The 23,076-nt window shown below is 69.3% G+C and carries 20 protein-coding genes and 1 pseudogene; 8 read left to right on the top strand and 13 right to left on the bottom strand.

Annotated elements, in window-relative coordinates; translation table 11 throughout:
• From ACYVE7_RS09195 to ACYVE7_RS09210, 4 genes and pseudogenes are all read left to right on the top strand, one after another.
• Positions 1-344 (top strand): annotated as a pseudogene (locus ACYVE7_RS09195) (hypothetical protein); the annotation flags it as partial.
• A 55-nt stretch (positions 345-399) separates the two neighbouring features.
• Positions 400-960 carry a TetR/AcrR family transcriptional regulator gene (locus tag ACYVE7_RS09200; protein WP_460364161.1) on the top strand — a complete coding sequence of 187 codons (561 nt, stop codon included), beginning with the start codon at positions 400-402 and terminating at the stop codon, positions 958-960.
• An 84-nt stretch (positions 961-1,044) separates the two neighbouring features.
• Complete coding sequence (locus ACYVE7_RS09205) at positions 1,045-2,457, top strand: DHA2 family efflux MFS transporter permease subunit (protein ID WP_460364162.1); 1,413 nt, start codon at positions 1,045-1,047, stop codon at positions 2,455-2,457.
• An 86-nt stretch (positions 2,458-2,543) separates the two neighbouring features.
• Complete coding sequence (locus ACYVE7_RS09210; RefSeq protein ID WP_460364163.1) at positions 2,544-2,879, top strand: hypothetical protein; 336 nt, start codon at positions 2,544-2,546, stop codon at positions 2,877-2,879.
• Between the two features lie 156 nt (positions 2,880-3,035).
• Here the strand turns inward: ACYVE7_RS09210 and ACYVE7_RS09215 are convergent, their stop codons facing one another.
• The 3 genes from ACYVE7_RS09215 to ACYVE7_RS09225 form a co-directional block, all read right to left on the bottom strand.
• Positions 3,036-4,721 carry a phospho-sugar mutase gene (locus ACYVE7_RS09215; protein ID WP_460364164.1) on the bottom strand — a complete coding sequence of 562 codons (1,686 nt, stop codon included), beginning with the start codon at positions 4,719-4,721 and terminating at the stop codon, positions 3,036-3,038.
• Positions 4,718-5,527, bottom strand: coding sequence for a purine-nucleoside phosphorylase (locus ACYVE7_RS09220; RefSeq protein WP_460364165.1), 810 nt, complete (start codon positions 5,525-5,527; stop codon positions 4,718-4,720). The genes ACYVE7_RS09215 and ACYVE7_RS09220 overlap by 4 nt, the downstream gene beginning before the upstream one ends.
• 86 nt (positions 5,528-5,613) lie before the next feature.
• The gene (locus ACYVE7_RS09225; protein ID WP_460364166.1) at positions 5,614-6,072 is read right to left on the bottom strand and encodes a gamma-glutamylcyclotransferase; all 459 of its coding nucleotides are present in this window, start codon (positions 6,070-6,072) and stop codon (positions 5,614-5,616) included.
• Positions 6,073-6,125: 53 nt separating this feature from the next.
• Here ACYVE7_RS09225 and ACYVE7_RS09230 point away from each other — a divergent pair, with 53 nt between their 5' ends.
• Complete coding sequence (locus tag ACYVE7_RS09230) at positions 6,126-7,514, top strand: NAD(P)H-quinone dehydrogenase (RefSeq protein WP_460364167.1); 1,389 nt, start codon at positions 6,126-6,128, stop codon at positions 7,512-7,514.
• 76 nt (positions 7,515-7,590) lie between these two features.
• Here ACYVE7_RS09230 and ACYVE7_RS09235 read toward each other — a convergent pair whose 3' ends face one another.
• The 5 genes from ACYVE7_RS09235 to ACYVE7_RS09255 form a co-directional block, all read right to left on the bottom strand.
• Positions 7,591-8,136, bottom strand: a complete 546-nt coding sequence (locus ACYVE7_RS09235) for a PH domain-containing protein (RefSeq protein WP_460364168.1) — start codon at positions 8,134-8,136, stop codon at positions 7,591-7,593.
• 80 nt (positions 8,137-8,216) lie between these two features.
• Positions 8,217-9,500, bottom strand: coding sequence for an ABC transporter permease (locus ACYVE7_RS09240; protein ID WP_460364169.1), 1,284 nt, complete (start codon positions 9,498-9,500; stop codon positions 8,217-8,219).
• Positions 9,500-10,768 (bottom strand): ABC transporter permease, encoded by a 1,269-nt coding sequence (locus ACYVE7_RS09245; RefSeq protein ID WP_460364170.1) that lies wholly within the window; start codon positions 10,766-10,768, stop codon positions 9,500-9,502. The genes ACYVE7_RS09240 and ACYVE7_RS09245 overlap by 1 nt, the downstream gene beginning before the upstream one ends.
• Positions 10,761-12,284 (bottom strand): ABC transporter ATP-binding protein, encoded by a 1,524-nt coding sequence (locus tag ACYVE7_RS09250; protein WP_460364171.1) that lies wholly within the window; start codon positions 12,282-12,284, stop codon positions 10,761-10,763. The genes ACYVE7_RS09245 and ACYVE7_RS09250 overlap by 8 nt, the downstream gene beginning before the upstream one ends.
• A 106-nt stretch (positions 12,285-12,390) precedes the next feature.
• Complete coding sequence (locus ACYVE7_RS09255) at positions 12,391-13,476, bottom strand: BMP family lipoprotein (RefSeq protein WP_460364172.1); 1,086 nt, start codon at positions 13,474-13,476, stop codon at positions 12,391-12,393.
• 234 nt (positions 13,477-13,710) lie between these two features.
• On the opposite strand from ACYVE7_RS09255, the gene ACYVE7_RS09260 reads away from it, so the two are divergent.
• Genes ACYVE7_RS09260 through ACYVE7_RS09270 form a run of 3 tightly spaced genes read left to right on the top strand, consistent with a single transcriptional unit; the run spans position 13,711 to position 16,488 of the window.
• Entirely contained in the window at positions 13,711-14,124 is a 414-nt protein-coding gene (locus ACYVE7_RS09260; protein WP_460364173.1) for a cytidine deaminase, read from the top strand.
• 10 nt (positions 14,125-14,134) lie between these two features.
• Positions 14,135-15,415: a thymidine phosphorylase gene (locus ACYVE7_RS09265; RefSeq protein WP_460364174.1), complete on the top strand. Its 1,281-nt coding sequence runs from the start codon at positions 14,135-14,137 to the stop codon at positions 15,413-15,415.
• Positions 15,412-16,488 (top strand): adenosine deaminase, encoded by a 1,077-nt coding sequence (locus ACYVE7_RS09270; RefSeq protein ID WP_460364175.1) that lies wholly within the window; start codon positions 15,412-15,414, stop codon positions 16,486-16,488. The genes ACYVE7_RS09265 and ACYVE7_RS09270 overlap by 4 nt, the downstream gene beginning before the upstream one ends.
• 3 nt (positions 16,489-16,491) lie before the next feature.
• Here ACYVE7_RS09270 and ACYVE7_RS09275 read toward each other — a convergent pair whose 3' ends face one another.
• The 5 genes from ACYVE7_RS09275 to ACYVE7_RS09295 form a co-directional block, all read right to left on the bottom strand.
• Positions 16,492-18,027, bottom strand: a complete 1,536-nt coding sequence (locus ACYVE7_RS09275) for an ArnT family glycosyltransferase (protein ID WP_460364176.1) — start codon at positions 18,025-18,027, stop codon at positions 16,492-16,494.
• A 127-nt stretch (positions 18,028-18,154) separates the two neighbouring features.
• On the bottom strand, positions 18,155-18,880 hold the full coding sequence (locus ACYVE7_RS09280; protein ID WP_460364177.1) for a polyprenol monophosphomannose synthase: 726 nt from the start codon (positions 18,878-18,880) through the stop codon (positions 18,155-18,157).
• Between the two features lie 36 nt (positions 18,881-18,916).
• Entirely contained in the window at positions 18,917-19,924 is a 1,008-nt protein-coding gene (locus tag ACYVE7_RS09285; RefSeq protein ID WP_460364178.1) for a glycoside hydrolase family 26 protein, read from the bottom strand.
• Positions 19,921-21,510, bottom strand: a complete 1,590-nt coding sequence (locus ACYVE7_RS09290) for an ArnT family glycosyltransferase (RefSeq protein WP_460364179.1) — start codon at positions 21,508-21,510, stop codon at positions 19,921-19,923. The genes ACYVE7_RS09285 and ACYVE7_RS09290 overlap by 4 nt, the downstream gene beginning before the upstream one ends.
• A partial coding sequence (locus ACYVE7_RS09295) for a glycosyltransferase family 2 protein (RefSeq protein WP_460364180.1) occupies positions 21,507-23,076 on the bottom strand: 1,570 nt, incomplete at its 5' end. The genes ACYVE7_RS09290 and ACYVE7_RS09295, both read right to left, overlap by 4 nt.

Below are 23,076 nucleotides of genomic sequence, written 5' to 3' on the forward strand. Positions count from 1 at the left end.
CGGCCCGCGAGGTCCCGGCGTGCGCGGCGGACGCCCTGCGCGTCGAGCAGGGCGAGGCCCCGGACGCGCGGATGGTCGACGTCGACGGGCAGCGGCGTCCCTACTGGGACGCTCCGGCGTGGGGCCCGTACGCGGGCGGCTACTACGCGGGCTACGGCGGGTTCTCGATGCTGAACACGATTCTGCTCGGGACGGCCATCGGCGGCAGGTTCGGCGGCTACGGCTCCCCGGCCTACGGTGCCGACCAGGACTTCGGCGGGGATTTCGGGGGCGGTGACTTCGGCGGTGGGGGCGATTTCGGGGGCGGCGGGGACTTCGGCGGGTTCGGCGGCGGAGATTTCTGAGATTTCTGGGCGCGAGGGGTTGCGAAGTTAGTTATTGGCCACTAACTTAATCCCCATGAGCCCGAGGATGAGTGCGGACGAGCGGCGCGAGAGCGTCATCAGAGCCGCGATGAGCGAGTTCGCACGGGGGGGTTACCAGGGAACCTCCACCGAGGCGATCGCCAAGCGCGTCGGCGTCTCCCAGCCGTACCTGTTCCGGCTCTTCCCCAACAAGCGGGCGATCTTCCTGGAGGCGGCGCTCGGCTGCGTCCAGGCGACCCGGGAGGTGTTCCTCACGGCGGCCAAGGACGTGCCGCCCGAGGAGCGCTACGCGGCCATGGCCAACGCTTACCTGGTCGAGATCGCCGACACCGAGCTGCTGATGATGCAGATGCAGATGCACGTCGCGGTCTGGGTCGCCAAGGAGGGCGGCGACCTGGAGTTCGGCGTGATCATCCGCCGCGCCTGGTCCGACCTGTTCGAGACCTGCCGCGACCTGCTCGGCTTCGACAACAAGGCGACCACCGACTTCTTCGCCTGCGGAATGCTGATCAACGTGATGACGGCGCTGGACTACGCGCCGGACGATCCCCTCTGGGGCTGTATCGAGCTCCCCGGCCCCGACGTCGGACACTGACCGCCCAGCTCCACCCGAGGTCGCGCACGAGCGCCCTCGCACGCCCGTGAAAGTTAGTGACCAATCACTTATAGGAGTAGGAAGATGCGAACCCCCCGCGCCACGCTCATCTGGGCGCTGATCATCACCAGCCTGGCCGGATTCATGGCCTCGCTCGACAACCTCGTGGTCACCACCGCACTCCCCTCGATCCGCACCGACCTGGGCGGCGGCCTCGAAGACCTCGAATGGACCGTCAGCGCCTACACCCTGACCTTCGCCGTCCTGCTGATGTTCGGTGCCGCCCTCGGCGACCGGTTCGGCCGGCGGCGGCTGTTCCTCGTCGGGCTGGCGGCGTTCACCGGCTCGTCCGCGCTGGCCGCCGCCTCCACCAGCCTCGAACTGCTGATCGCGGCCCGCGCCGCCCAGGGCGTCGGCGCGGCGATCATGATGCCGTTGACGCTCACCCTGCTCACCGCCGCCACCCCGCCCAACAAGCGCGGCCTGGTCTTCGGGATCTGGGGCGCCGTCAACGGACTGGCCGTCGCCACCGGACCCCTCATCGGCGGCGGGCTCACCGAACACGTCTCCTGGCACTGGATCTTCTGGCTGAACGTCCCGATCGGACTGCTCCTGCTGCCGCTGGCCCGGCTGAAGCTCGACGAGTCCAAGGGCGCGTCCACCCGGCTCGACCTGCCCGGCACCGTCCTGGCCAGCGCCGGACTGTTCGGCATCGTCTACGGCCTGATCCGCGGCAACGCCGACGGCTGGACCAGCCCCCTCGTCCTGACCGGCCTGCTCGCCGGAACCGCCCTGCTCGGCGCGTTCGTCGCCTGGGAGTTCAAGGCGCCGCAGCCGATGCTGCCGATGCGGCTGTTCGCCAACCGCGCCTTCGCGATGATCAACGCGGCGTCGCTGCTGATGTTCCTCGGCATGTTCGGCTCGATCTTCCTGCTCAGCCAGTTCCTGCAGACGGTCCTCGGCTACTCCCCCACCGAGGCCGGACTGCGGATGCTGCCCTGGACGGGGATGCCGATGATCGTCGCGCCGATCGCGGGCATCGTCTCCGACCGGATCGGCGGACGTCCGGTGGTGGCGCTGGGGCTGGCGCTCCAGGCCGTCGGACTCGGCTGGTTCGCCCTCGTCGCGTCACCTGACGTGTCCTACTTCGCCCAGCTTCCGTCGCTGGTCATCAGCGGGATCGGGATGGCGATGTACTTCGCGCCGTCGGCGAACCTGGTGATGAGCACCGTCAAGCAGTCCGAACAGGGCATCGCGTCCGGCGCCAACAACGCGCTCCGCGAGCTCGGCGGGGCGCTCGGCGTCGCCACCCTCGCCGCGGTCTTCTCCGCGCAGGGCGGCTACGAGACCGGGCAGACCTTCACCGACGGGCTCGTCCCCGCCCTCTGGGTCGGCTCCGCGGCCGTCGCCCTCGGCGCGGTGGCCGCCTACCTGATCCCCAGGACCCGCAAGGCGCCCGCCGAGCCCGTGGAGGCGGAACTCGTCACGGCCGCCTGACCTGCCCGTTTCGCGCAGCGGCTCCCCATCGCGGGGGGCCGCTTTCCGCGTCTGGCGGGGGGTCGCGCGCCGGTAGGCTGGAGCGCATGTCTTGGATGCCGCCTGCCGTCGCCGATCTGTCCGCCGAAGTCCACGAGAACATCGGGATCACCCCCGAAGTGGAGCGGGTCGGTGCGGAACTGTGGCGTATGACGATCGCTAACGACCGGGTCAAGAACGTCATCGACTTCAAGCGCACCTCGGGATCCCGCTGGATCTGGAAGAAGTCGGTGCTCCTGGTCGACGGCGAGCCTTTCCCGCCCCGCGACACCCACGCCGAGTTCTACGACCTGTTCCTCAACACCGACGCCGTCCTCACCCGCCTCGACTCCGAAGACCCCTCCGAAGCCGACCACGGCCACGGGCACGGCCACGGCCACTGATCGATCGAACGCAGGTGGACCTCCCCGGCCGAGCCGGGGAGGTCCACTGCGCTTGGTGAGTGCGTTACGACGGTGTCGCAGCGGCCATCTCCACGAGTCTCTCCACCAGGCCGCGGTAGTCGCGGAAGAGCTGGTGGAGGGACTCGACCTTCCTGGTCAGGTGGGGAGGAGGGTGGCTAGGTCTTGTTTGAGGAGGGTCAGGGAGGTGGCGGCTCTGGTGCGGGCGGTGGGGACGTCGCCTTCGGCGGGGACGACGATCTCCAGGTAGGCCTTGAGTTTGGGTTCGGTGCCCGAAGGGCGGATGACGACCCGGGCGCCGCCTGACAGGAGGAGGCGGAGGCCCTCGGTGGGGGGGAGGCCGTTGAGGCCCTCGGCCAGGTCGTCCAGGCGTTCTACGGTGCGGCCGCCCAGCTCGGTCGGTGGGGTGGCGCGGAGGGCGGCCATCGCGTCGTCGATCAGGGACTTGTCGGTGACGCGGACGCTGACCTGCGCCGTCGCATGGACGCCGAAACGGAGTGCCTGGTCGTCCAGGAGATCGAGGAGGGTGCGGCCGTCCTTCTTCGCCTCGGCGGCCAGACCCGCGACGGCCAGCGCCGCGCTGATGCCGTCCTTGTCGCGGACCGGGACGCCGTGCTCGCCGCCCAGGCTGTACCCGAGCGCCTCCTCGTAGCCGAAGACCATCTTGAAGGTCGGACTGCCCGCCTTCATGATCCATTTGAAGCCCGTCAGGGTCTCCGCGAAGTGCACACCGTGCGCCTCGGCGATCTTGCCGAGCAGCGACGACGAGACGATCGTGGTCGCGACCAGCCGGCCCTCGCCCGTCGTGTGCCGCAGGACGTGCTCGGCGAGCAGCCCGCCGACCTCGTCGCCGGTCAGCATCCGCCAGCCGCCGCCCGGCAGCGGGACGGCCACGGCACAGCGGTCGGCGTCCGGATCGTTGGCGATCGCGACGTCCGCGTCGACCTGCCCGGCCAGCGCCAGCACCAGATCCATCGCGCCCGGTTCCTCCGGGTTCGGGAACGCGACGGTCGGGAACTCCGGATCCGGCAGCGACTGCTCGGGAACCGTCAGCGGCGGCGCGAACCCGTTCTCCATGAACGCCCTGATCAGCAGCGCCCCGCCCACCCCGTGCATCGGCGTGTACGCCACCCGGACGTCCCGCTCGTCACCGAACGGGATCTGCTGGATCGCATGGAGATACGCCTGGACGATCTCGTCGCCCAGCACCTTCCACGAGGTCTGGCCCTCTTCCCGGGCCTGCCCCGGCGCCACCCCGCGCGGCAGCTCGTTGACCTTGCCGACCGCGGCGATCTCGTCCGAGATCTCCTGGTCGACGGGCGGGACGATCTGCGCGCCGTCGCCCCAGTAGACCTTGTAGCCGTTGTCGCGCGGCGGGTTGTGGCTCGCGGTCACCATGACGCCCGCGTTGGCCGTCAGATGCCGGACCGAGTAGGCCAGCACCGGTGTCGGGAGCGTGCGCGGCATCAGCCAGGCCGAGATCCCCATCCCGGTCAGGACGGCCGCGGTGTCGACCGCGAACTGGCGGGAACCGTGCCGGGCGTCGTAGCCGACCGTCACGGCGTGGCTGCCGGCCGGGGCGCCGTCGGCCAGGAGCCGCCGGCCGAGGCCCGCCGCGGCGCGCATGACGGTCACCCGGTTCATCCGGTTCGAGCCCGCGCCGAGCTCGCCGCGGAGCCCCGCCGTCCCGAACTCCAGGGTCGCACCGAACCGCGACTCCAGGGCGGCTTCGTCGCCCGACTCCAGGATCAGGCTCAGCTCGGCCTGGGTGACCGGATCGGGGTCCTGGGCCAGCCAGTCCTCCGCACGCTCCCGGTTACTCAAAGCTTGCTCACCACCGTCGCCAGCAGCGCGCCCATCCGGGCGGCGGCGGCCTGACCCGCCTCCAGGACCTCCTTGTGGTCGAGCAGCGCGTCCGACAGGCCGGCCGCGATGTTCGTCACCAGGGAGATGCCCAGCACGTCCGCGCCGCCCTCGCGGGCCGCGATCGCCTCCAGCACCGTCGACATGCCGATCATGTCGGCGCCCAGGGTGCGGAGCATCCGGATCTCGGCGGGGGTCTCGTACGTCGGGCCGCGGAACGCCGCGTAGACGCCCTCGGCGAGGGTCGGGTCGGCCTCCTTGGCGAGCGCGCGGAGCCGCTTGGAGTACACCTCGGTGAGGTCGAGGAACGTGGTGCCGGTCAGCGGGTTCGCGCCCGACAGGTTGAGCTGGTCGGAGATCAGGACCGGGTCGCCGATCGACTGGGTCTCCGGGCGCAGGCCGCCCGCCGCGTTCGTCAGCACGACCGTCTCGACGCCCGCGGCCAGCGCGGTGCGGATCCCGTGCACGACCGGGTCGACGCCCCGGCCCTCGTACAGGTGCGTGCGGCCCAGGAACACCAGCACGTTCTTGCCGCCCATCTGGAGGGCACGCACCTTGCCGCCATGCCCCTGGACGGCCGGAGCCGTGAAACCGGGCAGATCGGTGAAAGGCACCTCGACGGCGTCAGAACCGGCGGCCGCACCGATGACGTCGGCGGCGGGCACCCAGCCGGAGCCCATGACGAGCGCGACGTCGAAACGGTCGTAGGTCCGGGCGGTCAGCGCCGCCGCGGCCTCTTTGGCGAGTTCATATGGGTTGTTCTGCACCACACCAGGCTATGGGTGGCCCCTACCAAGGACGCGCGAAATTCACACCAAAGTTAAGGATGGATTACCGGGGGTCTTGGAGAAATCTACAGTTCGGTGCCGAGGGTGTCGCACGGACGGCCCCTCAGCTCCTTGACGTAGTCCTCGGGCGCGCCCGCCTTCTCGGCGGCGTCCGCGATGATCCCCAGGAAGCGGGCGCTGGGCAGCCCGCCCTCGTAGGAGTTCAGGACGTAGATCCAGGCCAGCTCCTCGCCGAACAGGGTCTGCACCCGGACCCGGATCTTCGTGTAGTGACCTTGCTCATGGCCCTCCCACTCGTCGAGCGCCTGCTCGTCGAGCTCGGTGACGTCGTACAAAGCGACGAACACATGCGAGTCGGGATCCTCCACGACGGTCGCCAGAGCGCCGTCCCAGCCGATCTCCTCACCGCCGAAGGTGAGCCGCCAACCGGGGAGCCAGCCGACCTCGCGCAGGGGCGAGTGCGGCGCCCGCTGAGCCATCTGCTCGGGGTCCATGTTCGAGGCGTACGCCGCGTAGAGAGCCACGCTGCCCAAGAGTACCGGCCCACGCACACGGCTCAGTGAGAAAGAATGGGGTAGTGAGCACGCGGATCGTCATTCTTGGTGGAGGGCCGGGCGGCTACGAGGCCGCCCTGGTCGCGGCACGACTGGGCGCGGACGTCACCGTGGTCGAACGCGACGGGCCCGGCGGCGCCTGCGTGCTGTACGACTGCGTGCCGTCCAAGACTCTGATCGCGACCTCCGTCCGGATGTCGGTGCTGTCGGAATCGTCCGAGCTGGGAGTGCGGTTCGACGGCGGGCCCGACGGGGTCGTCGGGGCCGTCACCTCGGATCTGCCGCTGATCAACAAGCGGGTGAAGGACCTGGCGCGGAGCCAGTCGTTCGACGTCGCGGACCGGCTCGGCTACGAGGAAGTCAAGATCGTCCGCGGGGAGGGGCGGCTGGACGGGCCGCGCGCCGTGGTCGTCGGCGATCAGCGGATCGAAGCCGATGTGATCCTCGTCGCGACCGGCGCGACCCCGCGCGTCCTGCCCGGCGCGGAGCCGGACGGGGAGCGGATCCTCACCTGGCGTCAGCTCTACGACCTCAAGGAACTGCCCGACGACCTGATCGTGGTCGGCTCCGGTGTGACCGGCGCCGAGTTCGCGGGCGCGTTCCTCGGGCTCGGCTCGAAGGTGACTTTGGTCTCTTCACGTGACCGGATCCTGCCGTCGCAGGACGCCGAGGCCGCCTCCGTCCTCGAGGACGTGTACCGGCGGCGCGGCATGAACCTGCTGAGCCGTTCCCGCGCCGGGCATGTGGAGCGGTCCGGCGACGGTGTCGTCGTCACTCTGGAGGACGGCCGGAAGGTCTACGGCTCGCACTGCCTGATGACGGTCGGAATGGTGCCGAACACGCGCGGGATCGGGCTGGAGGCCGCGGGAGTCCGGCTGGCGCGCGGCGGGTACGTCGAGACCGACAAGGTGTCGCGGACGAGCGTCCCGAACATCTACGCGGCCGGTGACTGCACGGGCATCCTGGCGTTGGCGTCGGTCGCCGCCATGCAGGGCCGGATCGCCATGTGGCACGCGCTCGGCGAGGCCGTCCAGCCGTTGAAGCTCGGCTGGGTGTCCAGCAACATCTTCACCGACCCCGAGGTCGCCTCGGTGGGCGTCACCCAGCAGATGGTCGACTCGTGCGAGGTCGACGCCCGCACCGTCATGCTCCCGTTGAACACGAACGCCCGCGCCAAGATGCAGGGTTTCGGCGACGGTTTCATCAAGCTCTTCTGCCGCCGCTCCACCGGCATCGTCCTGGGCGGCGTCATCGTCGCCCCCCGCGCCAGCGAACTCATCATGGCCCTGGCCGTGGCCGTCCAGCAGCACCTGACGGTCGACCAGCTCGCTCACACCTTCACCGTCTACCCCTCCCTGTCCGGCAGCATCCAGGAAGCCGCCAACCGCCTCACCACCGACAGCGAGTTCTGACGCGCTCAGCGATTTCTCGTCCGCGCCCGCCGAAGCCTCTTCCGGCGGGCGTTTCGCTATGGGGCGTCCTGCGCGATCAGAGGAAGAGCGCGAGGAGGAAGACGGCCGCGGGGAGGGCCAGGGAGAGGAGGGCGGGCCAGGACCAGGTGGTGGTCGAGGGGCCTGTGCCGGAGCCTCGGTGGTCGGTGAGCTGTTCTATGGCGAAGGTGACGGGGGTGGCGGTGCGGAGCTTTTCGGTGACGGCCGCGGGGAGGGCGGGGTCGGGCTTCTTGCGGTCGTTCTTCCGTTGGGCGCGGGGGGAGGCCTGGACGGCCCAGGAGGTGGTCTCGCCCTGGTCGCAGGCGATGGTGAGGGCTCGGGTGCCGGACAGGGACTTCACCGAGGACCAGGGGATGCGGGTGGTGCGGAAAGGGTTGGTGACGGTGACCGCGGCGTCGTCGGCGGTGACCTTGGGGCGCAGGCCGAACGCGTAGGCCGCGCCGCAGGTGAACAGGAGGACGGCGGCGGCGATCACGGAAGCCTTGTCCCGGCCGTTCAGGGCGGTGTCCAGCAGGAGCAGGGCGGCGATCGTCAGCCAGGCCCAGGCGCAGACGGTCGCGAACGTCGAGCGGAGCGGCTTCATACGATCAAAAATACCGCCGACCGGGACATGCGAAGAGCCCCGCACCCTGACGGGGCGGGGCTCTCGGCGGAGCGGCGGGACTAGCCCTTGACGTACGGCTGGCCGTCGGCCGCGGGGGCCTTGACGTGGCCGATCAGACCGGCGACCGCGAAGATCGTCGCCAGGTACGGGAGCATCGTCAGGAACGACGTCGGGACCGGGGTCTGCAACGGCTGGACGGCGTTGGACAGGCCGCCCGCGAAACCGAACAGCAGCGCCGCCCACAGGGCGCCGACCGGCGACCAGCGGCCGAAGATCAGCGCGGCGAGGGCGATGAAGCCCTGACCGGCCGACATGCCCTTGTTGAACGACAGGTTCAGGCCGATCGTCAGCCAGACGCCGCCCAGACCGGCCAGCAGGCCGCCCAGCGCCATGTTGACGTACCTGGTCCTGATCACGTTGATGCCGACGGTGTCGGCGGCGGTCGGGTGCTCGCCGACGGCCCGCGTCCGCAGGCCCCACTTGGTGTGGAACAGCGCGACGTGCACGATGGCGATCAGCGCCATCGTCGCGTACACCAGGATGTTCTGGTCGAACAGCACCGGACCGATCACGGGCAGCTTCGACAGCACCGGGATCTGGATCCGCGGGAACGACATCGCCGAGTTGTAGGCGGTCGGGTCGTTGCGCATGACCCGCTCGTAGAAGAACCCGGTCAGGCCGGCCGCCAGCATCGTCAGGACGACACCGAGGACGACCTGCTCGACGAGGTACCGCTGCGCGAACACCGCCAGCAGCAGCCCCCACAGGGCGCCCACGAGGCACCCGGCGATCAGACCGGCGACGAGGCTGCCGGTGACGGAGCTGCAGAACGCCGCGGCGCACGCGCCGAGCAGGAACTGCCCCTCGATCGCCACGTTGATCACACCGGACCGTTCGCCGAGCACACCGGCGAGCGCGCCGAGCACCAGCGGCACCGCCCCCAGGACCGTCGCCTCGAGGATCGACGCGACGTTCAGGGTCTGCGCCGCCGTCGCCCACACCAGGAACGCCAGCACGTAGAAGGCGAAGAACAGCCCCGTCACGGTGCCGTTGAGCCGCTTCGACAGCGGCGCGGCCAGCTTCAGCACGCCCATCGCCGCGGCGAGGACGCACAGGACGATCGCGGTGGTCCCGGCCGGGACGGTGATGTCGGGGGCCTTGAGCCCGGTGGCGTTGGTCAGGTTGAGCGTGAACGAGGCGTCCACGCCGCCGCTGGTGCGGCTGCCGAGCCCGAACGCCCACAGCCCGTACAGCCCGAGGACGATCATCGAGACGCCGCCGTACAGGCGGCCCTTGCTCATCCGGGACGCGACGGGCGCGACGCCCACAGTTGCGGTGGTCATCAGCCGTTCCATCCCTTCGAAGCGAGCGCCGCTTCCCCGCTGCCGGAGCCCTTGAGCCGGAAGATCCCGCGCACGAGCGGCGGGGCGGCCACGAACAGCACGATCAGCGCCTGGATGACCGTGACGATCTCGATGGAGATCCCGGCCGTGGACTGCATGGCGCGTCCGCCGGCCTGGAGGGCGCCGAACAGGATCGCGGCGAAGACCGTCCCGATCGGCGAGGCGCGGCCCAGCAGCGCGACGGTGATCGCCGCGAAGCCGAGTCCTGCGTCGATGTCGGGGGTGAGCGCGTTGTTGGCGTTGGCGGTGCCGAGCACCTGCGCGCCGCCGACGATGCCCATGAGCCCGCCGGAGATCAGCATGGCGACGATCTGGCTCTTGCCGACCGACATGCCGGCCGTCCTGGCGGCGGAGGAGTTCGCGCCGACGGCCCGCAGTTCGAAGCCGAGGGTGGCGCGGTTGAGCAGCCACCACGCGAACATGACGGCGACGGCCGCGATCACGATGGCGAAGTTGAGCCGGAGGCTGTTGCCGTCGGTCAGCCAGGTGAGGAGCTTCGGCAGTTTGGCCGCCTCGGACACCGACTTGGACAGGGGTTCCTGCCTTTCGGGGTCCTTGAAGGTGTCGGTACCGATCAGGTAGGCGAGGAAGTACAGCGCCGTGTAGTTGAGCATGATCGTGACGATCACCTCGTGGGCGCCGGTCTTCGCCTTCAGCAGTCCGGCGATGCCGCCCCAGAGCGCACCGCCGACGATGCCGCCGATCACGGCCAGCAGCATCGCCACGAAGGTCGGCCCGGTGACGGTGAAGCCCACCCACGTCGCGACGATCGCGCCCATGATGAGCTGGCCCTGGCCGCCGATGTTGAACAGGCCCGCCCGGAACGCGATGCCGACGGCCAGACCGCCGAACACCAGCGGGACGGCCTCGGTGAGGGTCTCGCTGAACGGCCCGATCGCGGTCGCCACGTTCCAGGAGCTGTCCGGATCCCAGATGGCGCCCTTGAACAGCGCGGTGTACCCGTTCGCCACCGCGTCCCAGGAGGCGCTGATCGCGTCGCCGGGGGCGGAGAAGAAGTAGGAGTAGGTGGCCCGCACCGTCTCGTCGGACAGGATGATCAGGATCGCGCCGAAGAACAGCGCGAGCACGATCGCCAGCACGGTGACGACGAAGTCACCGCGGTTGAGCGTGTCGTACAGGCGCTTCCCGAGCCCCCGCCTGGGGTCCGAGGCCGTCGCCCCGGACGTTTTCTGCACCGTCTCACTCATCGACTACATCCTCTGGGTGCGCGCCGGCCATCAGCAGACCGATCTGCTCGGCGGACGTTTCCGGCGGCACGATGGCCATGATCTTTCCGCGGTACATGACCGCGATCCGGTCGGCGAGCGCGTAGATCTCGTCCAGTTCGGTGGAGACGACCATGATCGGCCGCAGCTCCTCTCGTGCCTCCCGCACGATCCGCTGGTGGATGAACTCCATCGCGCCGACGTCGACGCCGCGGGTCGGCTGCGACACCAGCAGCATCCGCAGCGGCCGGGACATCTCCCGCGCCACCACGACCTTCTGCTGGTTGCCGCCCGACAGCTTGCCCGCCGGGGTGTCGATGGACGCCGTCCTGATGTCGAACTCCGCGACCCGCTCGTCGGCGTTCTTGCGGACCTTGCCGATGTTCATCGACCCGCCGCTGCTGAACTCCGGCCGGTCGTACAGGTCGAGCACCAGGTTCTCGGCGACGCTGCTGGTGCCGACGAGCCCGTCGAGGTTGCGGTCCTCGGGGACGAAGCCGAGCCCCGCCCTGAGGGTGTCGCGGACCGACCGGCCCACGACCTCGATGCCGTCCAGCGAGATCGACCCCGACACCGGCTGGATCAGGCCGAGGATCGCCTCGGCCAGCTCCGTCTGCCCGTTGCCCTGGACTCCGGCGACGCCGAGGATCTCGCCCGGCTGGATGTCGAAGCTGATGTCGTCGACGACGACCTGCCCCGACGTGTTCAGCACCGTCAGGTTCTCGACCTTGAAGGCGGGCCCGCCGTCGGTCACCGGGACCGGCGGCTTCTCGACCTTCAGCCGGACGTCGCGGCCGACCATCAGGGCGGCCAGCTCGGCCGGCGAGTCCTTCGGCGAGGCCGTCCCGACGACCGTCCCGCGCCGGATCACCGTGATCCGGTCGGCGATCGCCTTGACCTCTTTGAGCTTGTGCGTGATGAAGACGATGGCCGTGCCGCTCGCGCGCAGTTCGCGCATGACGGTGAACAGCTCTTCGGTCTCCTGGGGGGTGAGGACCGCGGTGGGCTCGTCGAGGATCAGGTACTTGGCGTCCCTGGTGAGCGCCTTGATGATCTCGACGCGCTGCTGGAGCCCGACGGGCAGGTCGCCGACGACCGCGTCCGGGTCGACCGCGAGGCCGTACCGTTCGCTGATCTCCTTGACGTCCTTGCGCGCCTTGGCGTGGTCGAGCATCCCGTTCTTGACGTGCTCGTGCCCCAGCATGACGTTGTCGGCGACGGTGAACACCGGAACGAGCATGAAGTGCTGGTGGACCATGCCGATCCCGGCGGCGATCGCCGCGCGGGGGCCGTCCAGCTTCAGCGGCTTCCCGTCGATGAGAATCTCGCCCTCGGTGGGCTCGTACAGCCCGTAGAGGATGTTCATCAGCGTCGACTTACCCGCGCCGTTCTCGCCGAGCAGGCAGTGGATCTCGCCTGGATTGATCTCCAGGTCGATCGCGTTGTTGGCCACCAGAGTGCCGAAGCGCTTGGTGATGCCCCGAAGTTCGAGTGACACCTTCGGTACCTCTCCCAGAACCTATGGGGCTAAAGACAGAAAACCCCAATAACTTGATCGAGCGGGACGGGGGCTGAGCCCCCGTCCCGCTCGAGGAGGAAGTGCGTCAGGCCTTGGGCGCCGACGGCGAGGTGATCTTGATCGTGCCGGCGATGATGTCGGCCTTGATCTTGTCGAGCTCGCCCTTCAGCTCGGCCGGCACCTTGCCGTCGAACTCGTGGAACGGCGCGAGCTGGGTGCCGCCGTTCTCGAGCGTGCCGAGGTAACCGCCGGTCAGCGAGCCCTTCGACGCGCTGATCACGGTCTGCTTGACGGCGCCCTCCATGCCCTTCATGACCGAGGTCAGGAACACGGAGCAGTACTGCTTGGCCGACTCGCAGCCGTCGGTGTCGACCCAGATGACCGACACGGCGCCCTTGGACTCCTGCGCCGCCGCGGCAGCGCCGAGGCCGGTGCCGCCCGCGACCGGGAAGATGATGTCCGCACCCTGCTGGATGAAGTTCTTCGCGATCGACTTGCCCTTGTTCAGGTCGCCGAAGTTCTGCGCGAAGGACCCGCCCTTGGGCTTGGTCTCGTCCCAGCCGAGGACCTGGACGTTCTTGCTCTTCTGCTTGTTGTAGTACTGGACGCCTTCCCAGAAGCCGTCCATGAAGATCGTCACCGGCGGGATGTTCAGACCGCCGAACGTGGCGACCTTGCCCGTCTTGCTCGTCGCGGCGGCGAGGTAGCCGGCCTGGAAGGAGCTCTGCGCGGTGTTGAACTGCATCCCGTAGACCTTCTGCCCGTCGACCGACGGGTAGTCCACGATCGCGAACTGCTGGTTCGGGTTCTCCTTGGAGGCCTTGGTGGTGGCCTCGCCCATCAGGCCGCCGACGGCCACGACCAGGTCGCAGCCCTTCTTGACCTCGGAGTTGAGGTTCGGCACGTAGTCGTTCGCGGTCGACGACGGGGTGAAGCTGACCTTCACACCGGCTTCCTTCTCAGCGGCCTGCATACCGGCCCAGGAGGCGGTGTTGAAGGAGCGGTCGTCGATGCCACCGGTGTCGGTGACCATACATGCGGAGTAGTCGGTGGCAGCGGCGCCGGATGCACCCGGAGTGGCGGTCGCCTCGTCCTTCGGCTTCTCTCCACACGCGGCGACCAGCAGCGCGACACCGGCCAGACCGGCAGCGAGCCGGATCCCCTTGGACACTTTGCCTCCATGTTGTACGAGCCGGGACAACCGCTGCCCCTGAGCTACTGCGGTAACCAGGTTCACCCTCCGTGCCCGTTTCGTCGAGGTCCACAAGAGTGTTGTGGGCATACCGTTACGAAACCGGTCTCATCGAGTGACGCTTACCGTCATACGTGTGACGGTCACCATACGCCTGGTTTACATGTGCACGCGACCCCGCCCTGACCTGCGGCACCGCGTTAGAGTCACTCTATGGACGTGATCGATTGGGATTCGCTCCGGGGTGCCGCGAAAGTCGCCATGTCGCGTGCCTACGCGCCGTACTCCCGCTTCCCCGTGGGTGCCGCAGCCCTGACCTCAGACGGCAGATTGATTACAGGGAGCAACATTGAGAACGCCTCCTACGGGCTCACTCTCTGTGCCGAATGCTCCCTGATCTCGGGATTGCACGGTGCGGGCGCGCTCAGCGACCTCACCTTGAGTGAGGTTCCGCGCTTGGTCGCCGTGAGTGTCGTGGACCGCGACGGAGCCCCCCTGACCCCCTGTGGACGCTGCCGTCAACTGCTCTACGAGCACGGCGGCCCCGAGCTCCTGCTGGAGACCTCCACCGGAATCCGAAGGCTCACCGAGTACCTTCCGGACGCCTTCGGGCCCGAATACCTATAGGAAAATTTACATGGACGTCATCGAGGTAATTCTCACCAAGCGGGACAAGCGCGAGCTGTCGACCGAGCAGATCGACTGGACGATCGCCAACTACACCTCCGGTGTGGTGGCGGACGAGCAGATGTCGGCGCTCAACATGGCGATCCTGCTCAACGGGATGACCCGGCGGGAGATCGCCGACTGGACGAAGGCGATGATCCGGTCCGGGGAGCGGATGGACTGGTCGGTGCTGGACCGGCCGACCACCGACAAGCACTCCACCGGCGGGGTCGGCGACAAGATCACGCTGCCGCTGTCGCCGCTGGTCGCGGCGTGCGGCGGGGCCGTGCCCCAGCTCTCGGGGAGGGGGCTGGGGCACACCGGGGGGACCCTGGACAAGCTGGAGTCGATCCCCGGCTGGCGGGCGCTGCTGTCCAACGAGGAGATGCTGCGGGTGCTGCGGGAGGCGGGCGCGGTGATCTGCGCCGCCGGCGACGGCCTCGCCCCGGCCGACAAGAAGCTGTACGCGCTCCGCGACGTCACCGGGACGGTCGAGGCGATCCCGCTGATCGCGTCGTCGATCATGTCCAAGAAGATCGCTGAGGGGACTTCGGCGCTGGTCCTGGACGTCAAGGTGGGGTCCGGCGCGTTCATGAAGTCGGTGCCGCAGGCGCAGGAACTGGCCAGGACCATGGTCGCGCTCGGCGCTGACGCGGGCGTCAACACCGTGGCGTTGATCACGGCGATGGACCGGCCGCTGGGCCGGACCGCGGGCAACGCGATCGAGGTCGCCGAGTCGCTGGAGGTGCTGGCCGGCGGCGGCCCCGCCGATGTGGTGGAACTCACGGTGGCGCTGGCCAGGGAGATGCTGGCCGCGGCCGGGATCACCGGCGGCAAGGACCCGGCGGAGGCGCTCAAGGACGGCTCCGCGATGGACTCCTGGAACCGGATGATCTCCGCTCAGGGCGGTGACCCGTTCGCGCCGCTGCCCGTCGCCCGGGAGACCCATGTCGTCACCGCGCCGGAGTCCGGGGTGCTGACCAGGCTCGACGCCTACGACGTCGGCCTGGCGGCCTGGCGGCTCGGCGCGGGCCGCGCCCGCAAGGAGGACCCGGTGAGCGCCGGCGCCGGCGTCACCTGGCACGCCGTCCCCGGCGACACGGTCGTCGCGGGCCAGCCCCTGTTCACCCTGCACGCCGACGAGCCGGCCCGGTTCGAACGCGCCCTCGCCTCGCTGGACGGCGCCTACGACATCGTCGAGAACGGCGTGCCCGACCTGCTTCCGCTGATCATCGAGAGGATCGAAGCGTGAGTTCTGTTCCGACGCTGGAGGAGATCCGGCGCGCCCCCAAGGTGCTGCTGCACGACCATCTCGACGGCGGGGTCCGCCCCGCGACCATCGTCGAGCTGGCCGACCGGTACGGCTACACCGACCTGCCCGAGACCGATCCGGCGAAGCTCCGCACCTGGTTCCGCGACGCCGCCGACTCGGGCTCGCTGGAGCGCTACCTGGAGACCTTCCGGCACACCGTGGCCGTCATGCAGACCGAGGAGTCGCTGCGCCGGATCGCGTTCGAGGCCGCCCAGGACCTGGCCGCCGACGGTGTGGTGTACGCCGAGGTCAGGTACGCGCCCGAACTGCACATCGCGGGCGGGCTGTCCCTGGAGACGGTCGTGGAGGCCGTCAACGCGGGCTTCGCCGAGGGCGGCGCCGCGCACGGGATCAAGGTCAGGTCGCTGCTGACGGCCATGCGCCACCAGGCCCGCTCGATGGAGATCGCCGAACTGGCGGTCCGGTACCGGGACGAGGGCGTCGCGGGCTTCGACATCGCGGGCGCCGAGGCCGGCAACCCGCCGACCCGCCACCTGGACGCGTTCGAGTACCTGCAGCGGGAGAACGCCCACTTCACGATCCACGCGGGCGAGGCGTTCGGGCTGCCGTCGATCTGGCAGGCGATCCAGTGGTGCGGCGCCGACCGGCTCGGCCACGGCGTCCGGATCATCGACGACATCTCGCCCGACGGCGCCAAGCTGGGGCCGCTCGCCGACTATGTCCGCGACAAGCGCATCCCGCTGGAGATGTGCCCGACGTCGAACCTGCAGACCGGCGCGGCCTCCTCGATCGAGGAGCACCCGATCGGGCTGCTGACGAAGCTGCGCTTCCGGGTGACCGTCAACACCGACAACCGGCTCATGTCGGGCACGACCCTGTCGGAGGAGTTCAAGAAGCTCGTCGACGCGTTCGGCTACGACTGGGACGACCTGCGCTGGTTCACCGTCAACGCCATGAAGTCGGCGTTCCTCAACTTCGACGAGCGCCTCGAACTCATCAACGGCGTCATCAAGCCGGGCTTCGAACAGCTCAAGTGGTCCACCGACCGCTGACCTCTACTTCTTCGGCCCCCAGATCAGGTACCGCCCCGGCTCGGCGGTGCCCTGGGGGCCGTAGGGGATCACGGCCTTCGCCTTGTACTTGCCGCTGGCCTTGATCGCGGCGATCACCCGGGCGTTGATGTCGGGCGCGACCCGCTCGTCCAGGACGATCAGGGCGAACTCGCCCTTGGCGATGGCGTCCATCGCGGGCTTCTCGAACTCGGGGATGGCCAGGTCGTAGGTGTTCGACCACTGCCACCAGATCGTCCGGTCGGTGCCGAGGTAGTACTCGGCGACCTGCGGCGTCGAGCTGAGGTACTTGACGTTCGGCTTCATCTCGCCGCGCAGGAAGTCGGTCATGGCCTGGGAGTCGGGCCACGCCTTGAAGTAGCGGTCGCTGTGCGGGATCCCCTGGATGCCCAGCAGCACGACCAGCGCGATCGGCAGCGGCACCAGTTTGAGGTTCGCGGTCGACATCCAGGCCAGCCCCACCCCGACGATCGGCGCGGCGAACAGCATCCCGAACCCGACGTGCTTGTTCAGCGCGACCACGGTGTGGATGTTGGTCTGGTAGAGCGGCACGAGCAGCCCCGCGGCGAGCATCCCGCCCGCGACGAAGAACCGCCAGAGCCTGCTGTCGCTCGGCACGGACGGCCCGTGCCGCCCGTCGTCGCGCCGGTTCGCCACGTAGATGACCGCGCCGGCCAGCGTGAGCAGCAGGAACGCCCCGGCGAGCTTGCCGCCCTCCTTGAGGACGTCGGTGGTCCGCACGTCGGTGTTGATCGACCGTTCGAGGGTGGTGAACTTGAACCCGGCCAGGAACCCGCCGAACTTGATCCAGAGACCGATCAGCACGCCCGTCAGCACCGCCAGGGCAGCCCCTCGCGCGAGGGCGCGGCCGGGGCCCCGGTGCCGCCAGGCGACGGCCACCGCGAACGCGATCACCGGCCCGGCGAACATGGCGGCGGCGTACTTGGTGGCGAACGCCAGCGACAGCAGCAGCGGGACGGTCAGCAGCACCGGCCAGTCCGCGGACCGGTCGAACCGGACCACGATCCAGAACGCGATCGCGATGAGGAGCAGGGCGGGCGCGTCGAACGTCGCGAAGTTGCCCATGTAGGAGGTCGGTTCGACGACGGCGAACGCGGCGGCCGCGAACAGCGCGGCCCGCAGGTTGAACAGCCGCCGGGTGACCGCGTAGACGACACAGGTCACGGCGATCATGCAGAGCAGGCTCAGCGCCCGCGCCCCGGCCAGCCCGCCGAGGCTGTCGGCGAGCGCCCCGAACGGCGGGTACAGGTAGGGCGCGCCGGAGAAGTACAGCGCGTAGATGTTGCCGGGGGCGTCACCGCCGCCCTGGAACCACTGGTCGAGGTACTCGTGCCCGGCCCGCAGGTACAGCGCCTCGTCCTGGAACGCGGTGTTCCGCAGCCGCAGCGACAGCGCCGCCTGCACGACGACGATCCCGACCAGGCCGAGCCGGGCCCACCGCCGCTTCCTCGCCTCGGCCAGCGCACGCGCCGAGACCGCCGCACCGGACCGGTGCCGCACCAGATCGGGAATGGTGTCCGTAGGGCTCGCCGTTCTCACCTCGCTACGAAAAGTGAAGATCACGACGGTATCTCATAGCGTTGCATACCCACCAGGCTTGGGAGGAAAGGGTCATGAGCTGTTAACGCTACGAACGCGCGGCGCTCACCCGGTCACGGAACGACCACTGGGTGACCCGCCACATGGCCTCGGCGACGATGTTGGAGCTCATCTTGGAGACCCCGATCTCCCGCTCCACGAAGTTGATCGGCACCTCGACGACCTTCAGATCCGCCCGGACGGCCCGCAGCGCCATGTCGATCTGGAAGCAGTAGCCGCGCGAGTCGACGGCGTCCAAGCCGATCCGCTCCAGCGCCCCGCGCCGGAACGCCCGGTAGCCCGCTGTCGCGTCCTTGAGGTGGAAGCCCAGCATGAGCCGTGCGTAGGCGTTGCCGCCGCGCGACAGCACCTCGCGGGACTTCGGCCAGTTGTGCACCTTGCCGCCCTTGACCCAGCGCGAACCGATCACCAGATCGGCGTCCTCGGCGATCAGCGCCGCCAGCAGCAGCGGAAGCTCCTCCGGCTTGTGCGAACCGTCGGCGTCCATCTCGACCATGACGTCGTAGCCCTCGGCGATCGCCCACCGGAACCCCGCCAGATAGGCGCCGCCCAGACCGTCCTTGGTGGTGCGGTGCATGACCCGCAGCCGCGGATCGGCTGCGGCGAGCCGGTCGGCGAGCTCACCGGTGCCGTCGGGGCTGTTGTCGTCGACCACGAGGATGTCGGCCTCGGGCGTCGCGGCACGGACCCGGCCGGTGATCAGCGGCAGGTTCTCGATCTCGTTGTAGGTCGGGATGATGACGACGGTACGCATGGAATGGCTTTCTCGCGGGTCAGGGCTTGGCGACGGTCAGGGCTTGCGCGGGTCCAGGTTCAGGACGGGGTTGTCGGCCGCGTCCCGGAACGCCGCGTGGGCGTCGGGGTCGGAGTTCAACCGCCAGTCCTTCTCCTTCTCGATGTTGAACCAGACCGCGCCGACGACGTCGGACCTGGCCGCGACGCTGTTCCACAGGTCGCCGATCTCGGCGGCCTTGTTGGGGCCTTCGGGCGCGGCGGTCTCGGGGATCAGGATCGGCTTCTCGGTGAACTTCCTGAACTCCTTGATCGTGACGTCGAAGAGGTCGCCGAACCGGCGTGAGGAGCCCGCGCCGTTCCATTCGAAGTAGCCGATCGGGCCGATCCAGTCCACATAGGACGGGCCCGGCCAGTAGGACTCCAGGTCCACTCCGCGGCCGTCGTTGATGTTCGGGCTCCAGATCCAGACGGCGTTGGTCGCACCGTAGAAGTCGAACTGGTCGTGCACCCTCTTGTAGGCGTCCGTCCAGATCTTCGACGTCGTCTCGTACCCGGTCTTGCAGGCCACCGAGTCGGGGCGCGTGCTCTTGCACAGCCCCCACGGATACCAGTCGCCGTTGAACTCGTGCCCGAAACTGAGCGCAACCGGCATATCGAGCCGGCGGATCTGCTGCGCCCACGAAGCGATGTAGGCGTCGCGCCTGCCGGACGCGACCTCGGCGAGCGGCATCTGCATCGGCTCCCAGACGATCAGCGGGACGGCGCCGCCGTCCCAGATCTGGTGGAGCCGGTCCACGTCGAGCAGGTCGTTGAAGTTCGCGTAGAACGCCACCATGTTGGGCTTGCGCCCGGCGTCGGCGGTGAACCGGGCGACGGCCTGCGGGTCCTTGGCGTCGTCGTCGACGGCCACCCCGAAGTACTTCTTCGACGGCTTGATCAGCGCGCTGACGTCGTAGGGCACCGGCTCGTCGTTGACGGCCGAGTAGGTGTTCAGCCGCGAGCAGCCGGTCGAGGCCAGCAGCAGGACCGACGCGGACAGGGCGAGGAGGCGCTTGCGGATCACTTGAGCTTCGTCCAGACCATGTAGTTGCCGTAGAGCTGCTTGCTCTCCTTGCCGTAGTAGAACCGGGCGCGGAGCCGGTAGGCGTGGTTGGCCTGGATCGCCTTCACGACCTTGGCGTTGACGCCGGGTTCGACCCGCTCGTCCAACATGATCATGTCGAACTTCCCGTGCTTGACGTCGGCGAGCGCCGACTTCTCCAGGTAGGGGTCGACGAGGTCGTAGGTGGAGACCCACCAGGACTGCCGGGACCGCTCCGTGCCCAGGTAGTACTCCTGGACCTGGGGCGTCGAGCTCAGGTACTTGCCGCCGGGCTTCACCTCGGCCTCCAGGAGCTGGACGAGCTTGGTGGAGTCGGGCCAGGCGTTGAAGAACCGGTCGGCCTGGTTCATGCCGGGCACCAGCAGCAGCAGCCACGCGGCGATCGCCCAGTGCGGGCTGCGGAAGTGCCGGCCGGTCAGCCGGGCGAGACCGACCCCGACGATCGGCGCGGCGAACAGCAGCCCGTAGCCGATGTGCTTGTTGAGGGCGACGGCCGTGTGGATGTAGGCCTGGTAGGCGGGGACGAGCAGGCCGGAGGCGACCATGCCGCCCGCGAGGAAGAACCGCCACACCCGGCCGGGACGGTCGCCGTCGGCCAGCCCCGGCACCTCCTCCATCCGGTCGCTGCGCAGGTAGAGCACCGCGCCGACGGCCGCGAGCACCAGGAAGACCGCGGCGTGCTCGCCGGCCTGCCGCAGCACCCCCTCGACGGTCGCGTCGGTGTTGATGGTGCGGTTGATGGTGGTGAACTGGAAGCCCTTGAGGAACCCGCCGTAGGCCAGCCAGAGCCCGACCCCCGCGCCGAGGACCAGGGTCAGGTAGAGGCCGCGCAGCAGCGCCTTGACCGGGCCGCGGTGCGGCCACGCGGCGACGACCGCGAACGCGATCACCGGCCCCGCGAACATGGCGGCGGCGTACTTGGTGGCGAACGCCAGCGACAGCAGCAGCGGGACGGTCAGCACGACCGGCCAGTCCCTCGACCGGTCGAACCGCACCACGATCCAGAACGCGACGGCGACCAGCAGCAGCGCCGGAGCGTCATAGGTGGCGAAGTTGCCCATGTAGGCGGTCGACTCGATGACGGCGTAGGCCGCCGCGGCGAACAGCGCGGCCCTGATGTTGAACAGCCGCAGCGTCACCGCGTAGACGACGGTCGTCACGCCCGCCATGCACGCCATGCTGAGGGCGCGGGCCCCGAACAGCCCGAACACGCTGTCCACGGCCGCGCCCAGCACCGGGTACAGGTACGGCGCTCCGGAGAAGTACAGCGCGTAGATGTCGCCGGGCGCGGGCGGGCCGCCGCGGAACCACTGGTCGAGGTACTGGTGGCCCGCGTACAGGTAGAGCGCCTCGTCCTGGTAGGCGGTGTTCAGCAGCCGCAGCGACAGGATCGCCTGGACGGCGAGGATGCCGCAGAGGGCGAGCCTGCCGAGCAGGCGGCGGCGCCGTGACTCCCCCGCCGACCAGGCCATGGCCGGGGCGGACGGGATCGTGTACCGCCCGAAGCCGTCCGGCAGGGTGTGCAGGGTTCCGTTGATACTGGTCACTTGGGTTCGATCACCGTTCTGGCCACGACGAACAGGTTGAACAGGCCGAGGCCGAGGACGAACGCGACGTCCGCCGGGTCCTGGGTCAGGGACCGCCAGCCGGCCAGCGCCACCCAGACCAGCGCGACGGGCACGCTCCAGCAGAACATCGCCAGCCGCAGCCGGCGCGCCCTGGTGTTCGCGGCGCTGCCGGAGCCGCTGGGCTTCCAGCCCATCTCACGGCCGCGCAGCGCGTCGTAGAACGTGAACAGATGGGTCCAGCTGTAGAGCATCGCGACCGACAGCGCCTCGAGCCGGTAGGGCACCCGGTGCCAGGCGGGGAACACGACCAGCCCGAACCCGACGACGGGCAGCAGCCACCACACCTGGCCGAGCTGGAACAGCCCGGGATCGACCGCCAGCATCACGACGGGCACCAGCGGCCCGACGACCACGAACAGCGCGGTGTGCAGGTAGTAGAGCATCCCGGACAGGAACGAGGCGCGGACCACGGGCCGCATCCTCATCGTCCAGAACTTCCGGCCGAAGAGCAGGTCGATGGAGCCGAGACACCAGCGGTACTGCTGGCTGTAGAACGATTCGACGTTGTCGGGGCAGACCCCGGTGGCCAGCGCGATGGGCAGGTAGCGCAGCGTGTAGCCGGCCCGGTTGAGGTCGAACCCGGTGTGGATGTCCTCGGAGTGGTCGATCTCGGTGAAACCGCCGATCTCGTCGAGGGCGGAACGCCGGTAGACCGCGCACGTCCCGACGCAGATCGCGCCGCCGGTGCGGTCCCTGGAGACCTGGACGAGCCGGTAGAAGTACTCCTGGACGGCCGCCGCGCCGCGTTCGATCCAGGTCTGCTCGTCGAGGACCCGGAAGAACTGCGGGGTCTGCACGATGCCGATGCCAGGATCGAGGTCGAGCCGCGGCACGACCTCGTCGAGGAGGTCGGCGCGGGGGCTGAAGTCGGCGTCGAGGATCAGGATGTGGTCGCCGTCGGAATGGTCGAACCCGTACCGCAGGTTGCCGGCCTTCTTGAGGGCGCCGCGGTCGGGCCGGACGGCGTAGCGGAAGCCGAAGTCGTGGGCCATGGCCCGCAGTTCGGGGCTGTCGCCGTCGTCGAGGACGAACGGCACGACCCGTCCCGGGTAGTGGCGTGCCATGGCCGCGACATGCGTCCACGTGTTGTGCAGCACCTCGATCGGCTCACCGCACACCGGCAGGAAGACGTCGACGCTCGGGTACCGCTGCGGCTTCCAGCCGGCGACGAGCCGGTCGTGCGCGGCCAGGTCGAAACTGCGGGTGAACAGGTTGAGCGTGTACGAGACGACGTAGTACAGGATCGTGAAGGCCAGCACGGGCACCAGCGCCCACGCCCACGGCCGCGACTCGACCAGCTTGATCTGGGTGACCAGGAGGCAGCCGAAGCTGGCCAGCGAGCCGACGATCAGCACGGGCAGGTTCCGCCGGACGTAAGAGTACTTCTCCACGTCGTCCGGCGGCGCGGGCAGCAGCTTCGAGACGGGCCCCTGCGGCCGCACGGGCCGCCGCACCGGCTGCGGACGGCGCGGCGGGGTCACGGCG

It is taken from the genome of Actinocorallia lasiicapitis (genome assembly GCF_054778695.1).

Bases quoted from the DNA above. Each gene is read 5' to 3' on its own strand.
- ACYVE7_RS09210 (WP_460364163.1), top strand. From the start codon at position 2,544: ATGTCTTGGATGCCGCCTGCCGTCGCCGATCTGTCCGCCGAAGTCCAC.
- ACYVE7_RS09235 (WP_460364168.1), bottom strand. From the start codon at position 8,136: ATGAAGCCGCTCCGCTCGACGTTCGCGACCGTCTGCGCCTGGGCCTGG.
- ACYVE7_RS09265 (WP_460364174.1), top strand. From the start codon at position 14,135: ATGGACGTCATCGAGGTAATTCTCACCAAGCGGGACAAGCGCGAGCTG.
- ACYVE7_RS09260 (WP_460364173.1), top strand. From the start codon at position 13,711: ATGGACGTGATCGATTGGGATTCGCTCCGGGGTGCCGCGAAAGTCGCC.
- ACYVE7_RS09240 (WP_460364169.1), bottom strand. From the start codon at position 9,500: ATGACCACCGCAACTGTGGGCGTCGCGCCCGTCGCGTCCCGGATGAGC.
- ACYVE7_RS09200 (WP_460364161.1), top strand. From the start codon at position 400: ATGAGCCCGAGGATGAGTGCGGACGAGCGGCGCGAGAGCGTCATCAGA.
- ACYVE7_RS09205 (WP_460364162.1), top strand. From the start codon at position 1,045: ATGCGAACCCCCCGCGCCACGCTCATCTGGGCGCTGATCATCACCAGC.
- ACYVE7_RS09245 (WP_460364170.1), bottom strand. From the start codon at position 10,768: ATGAGTGAGACGGTGCAGAAAACGTCCGGGGCGACGGCCTCGGACCCC.
- ACYVE7_RS09280 (WP_460364177.1), bottom strand. From the start codon at position 18,880: ATGCGTACCGTCGTCATCATCCCGACCTACAACGAGATCGAGAACCTG.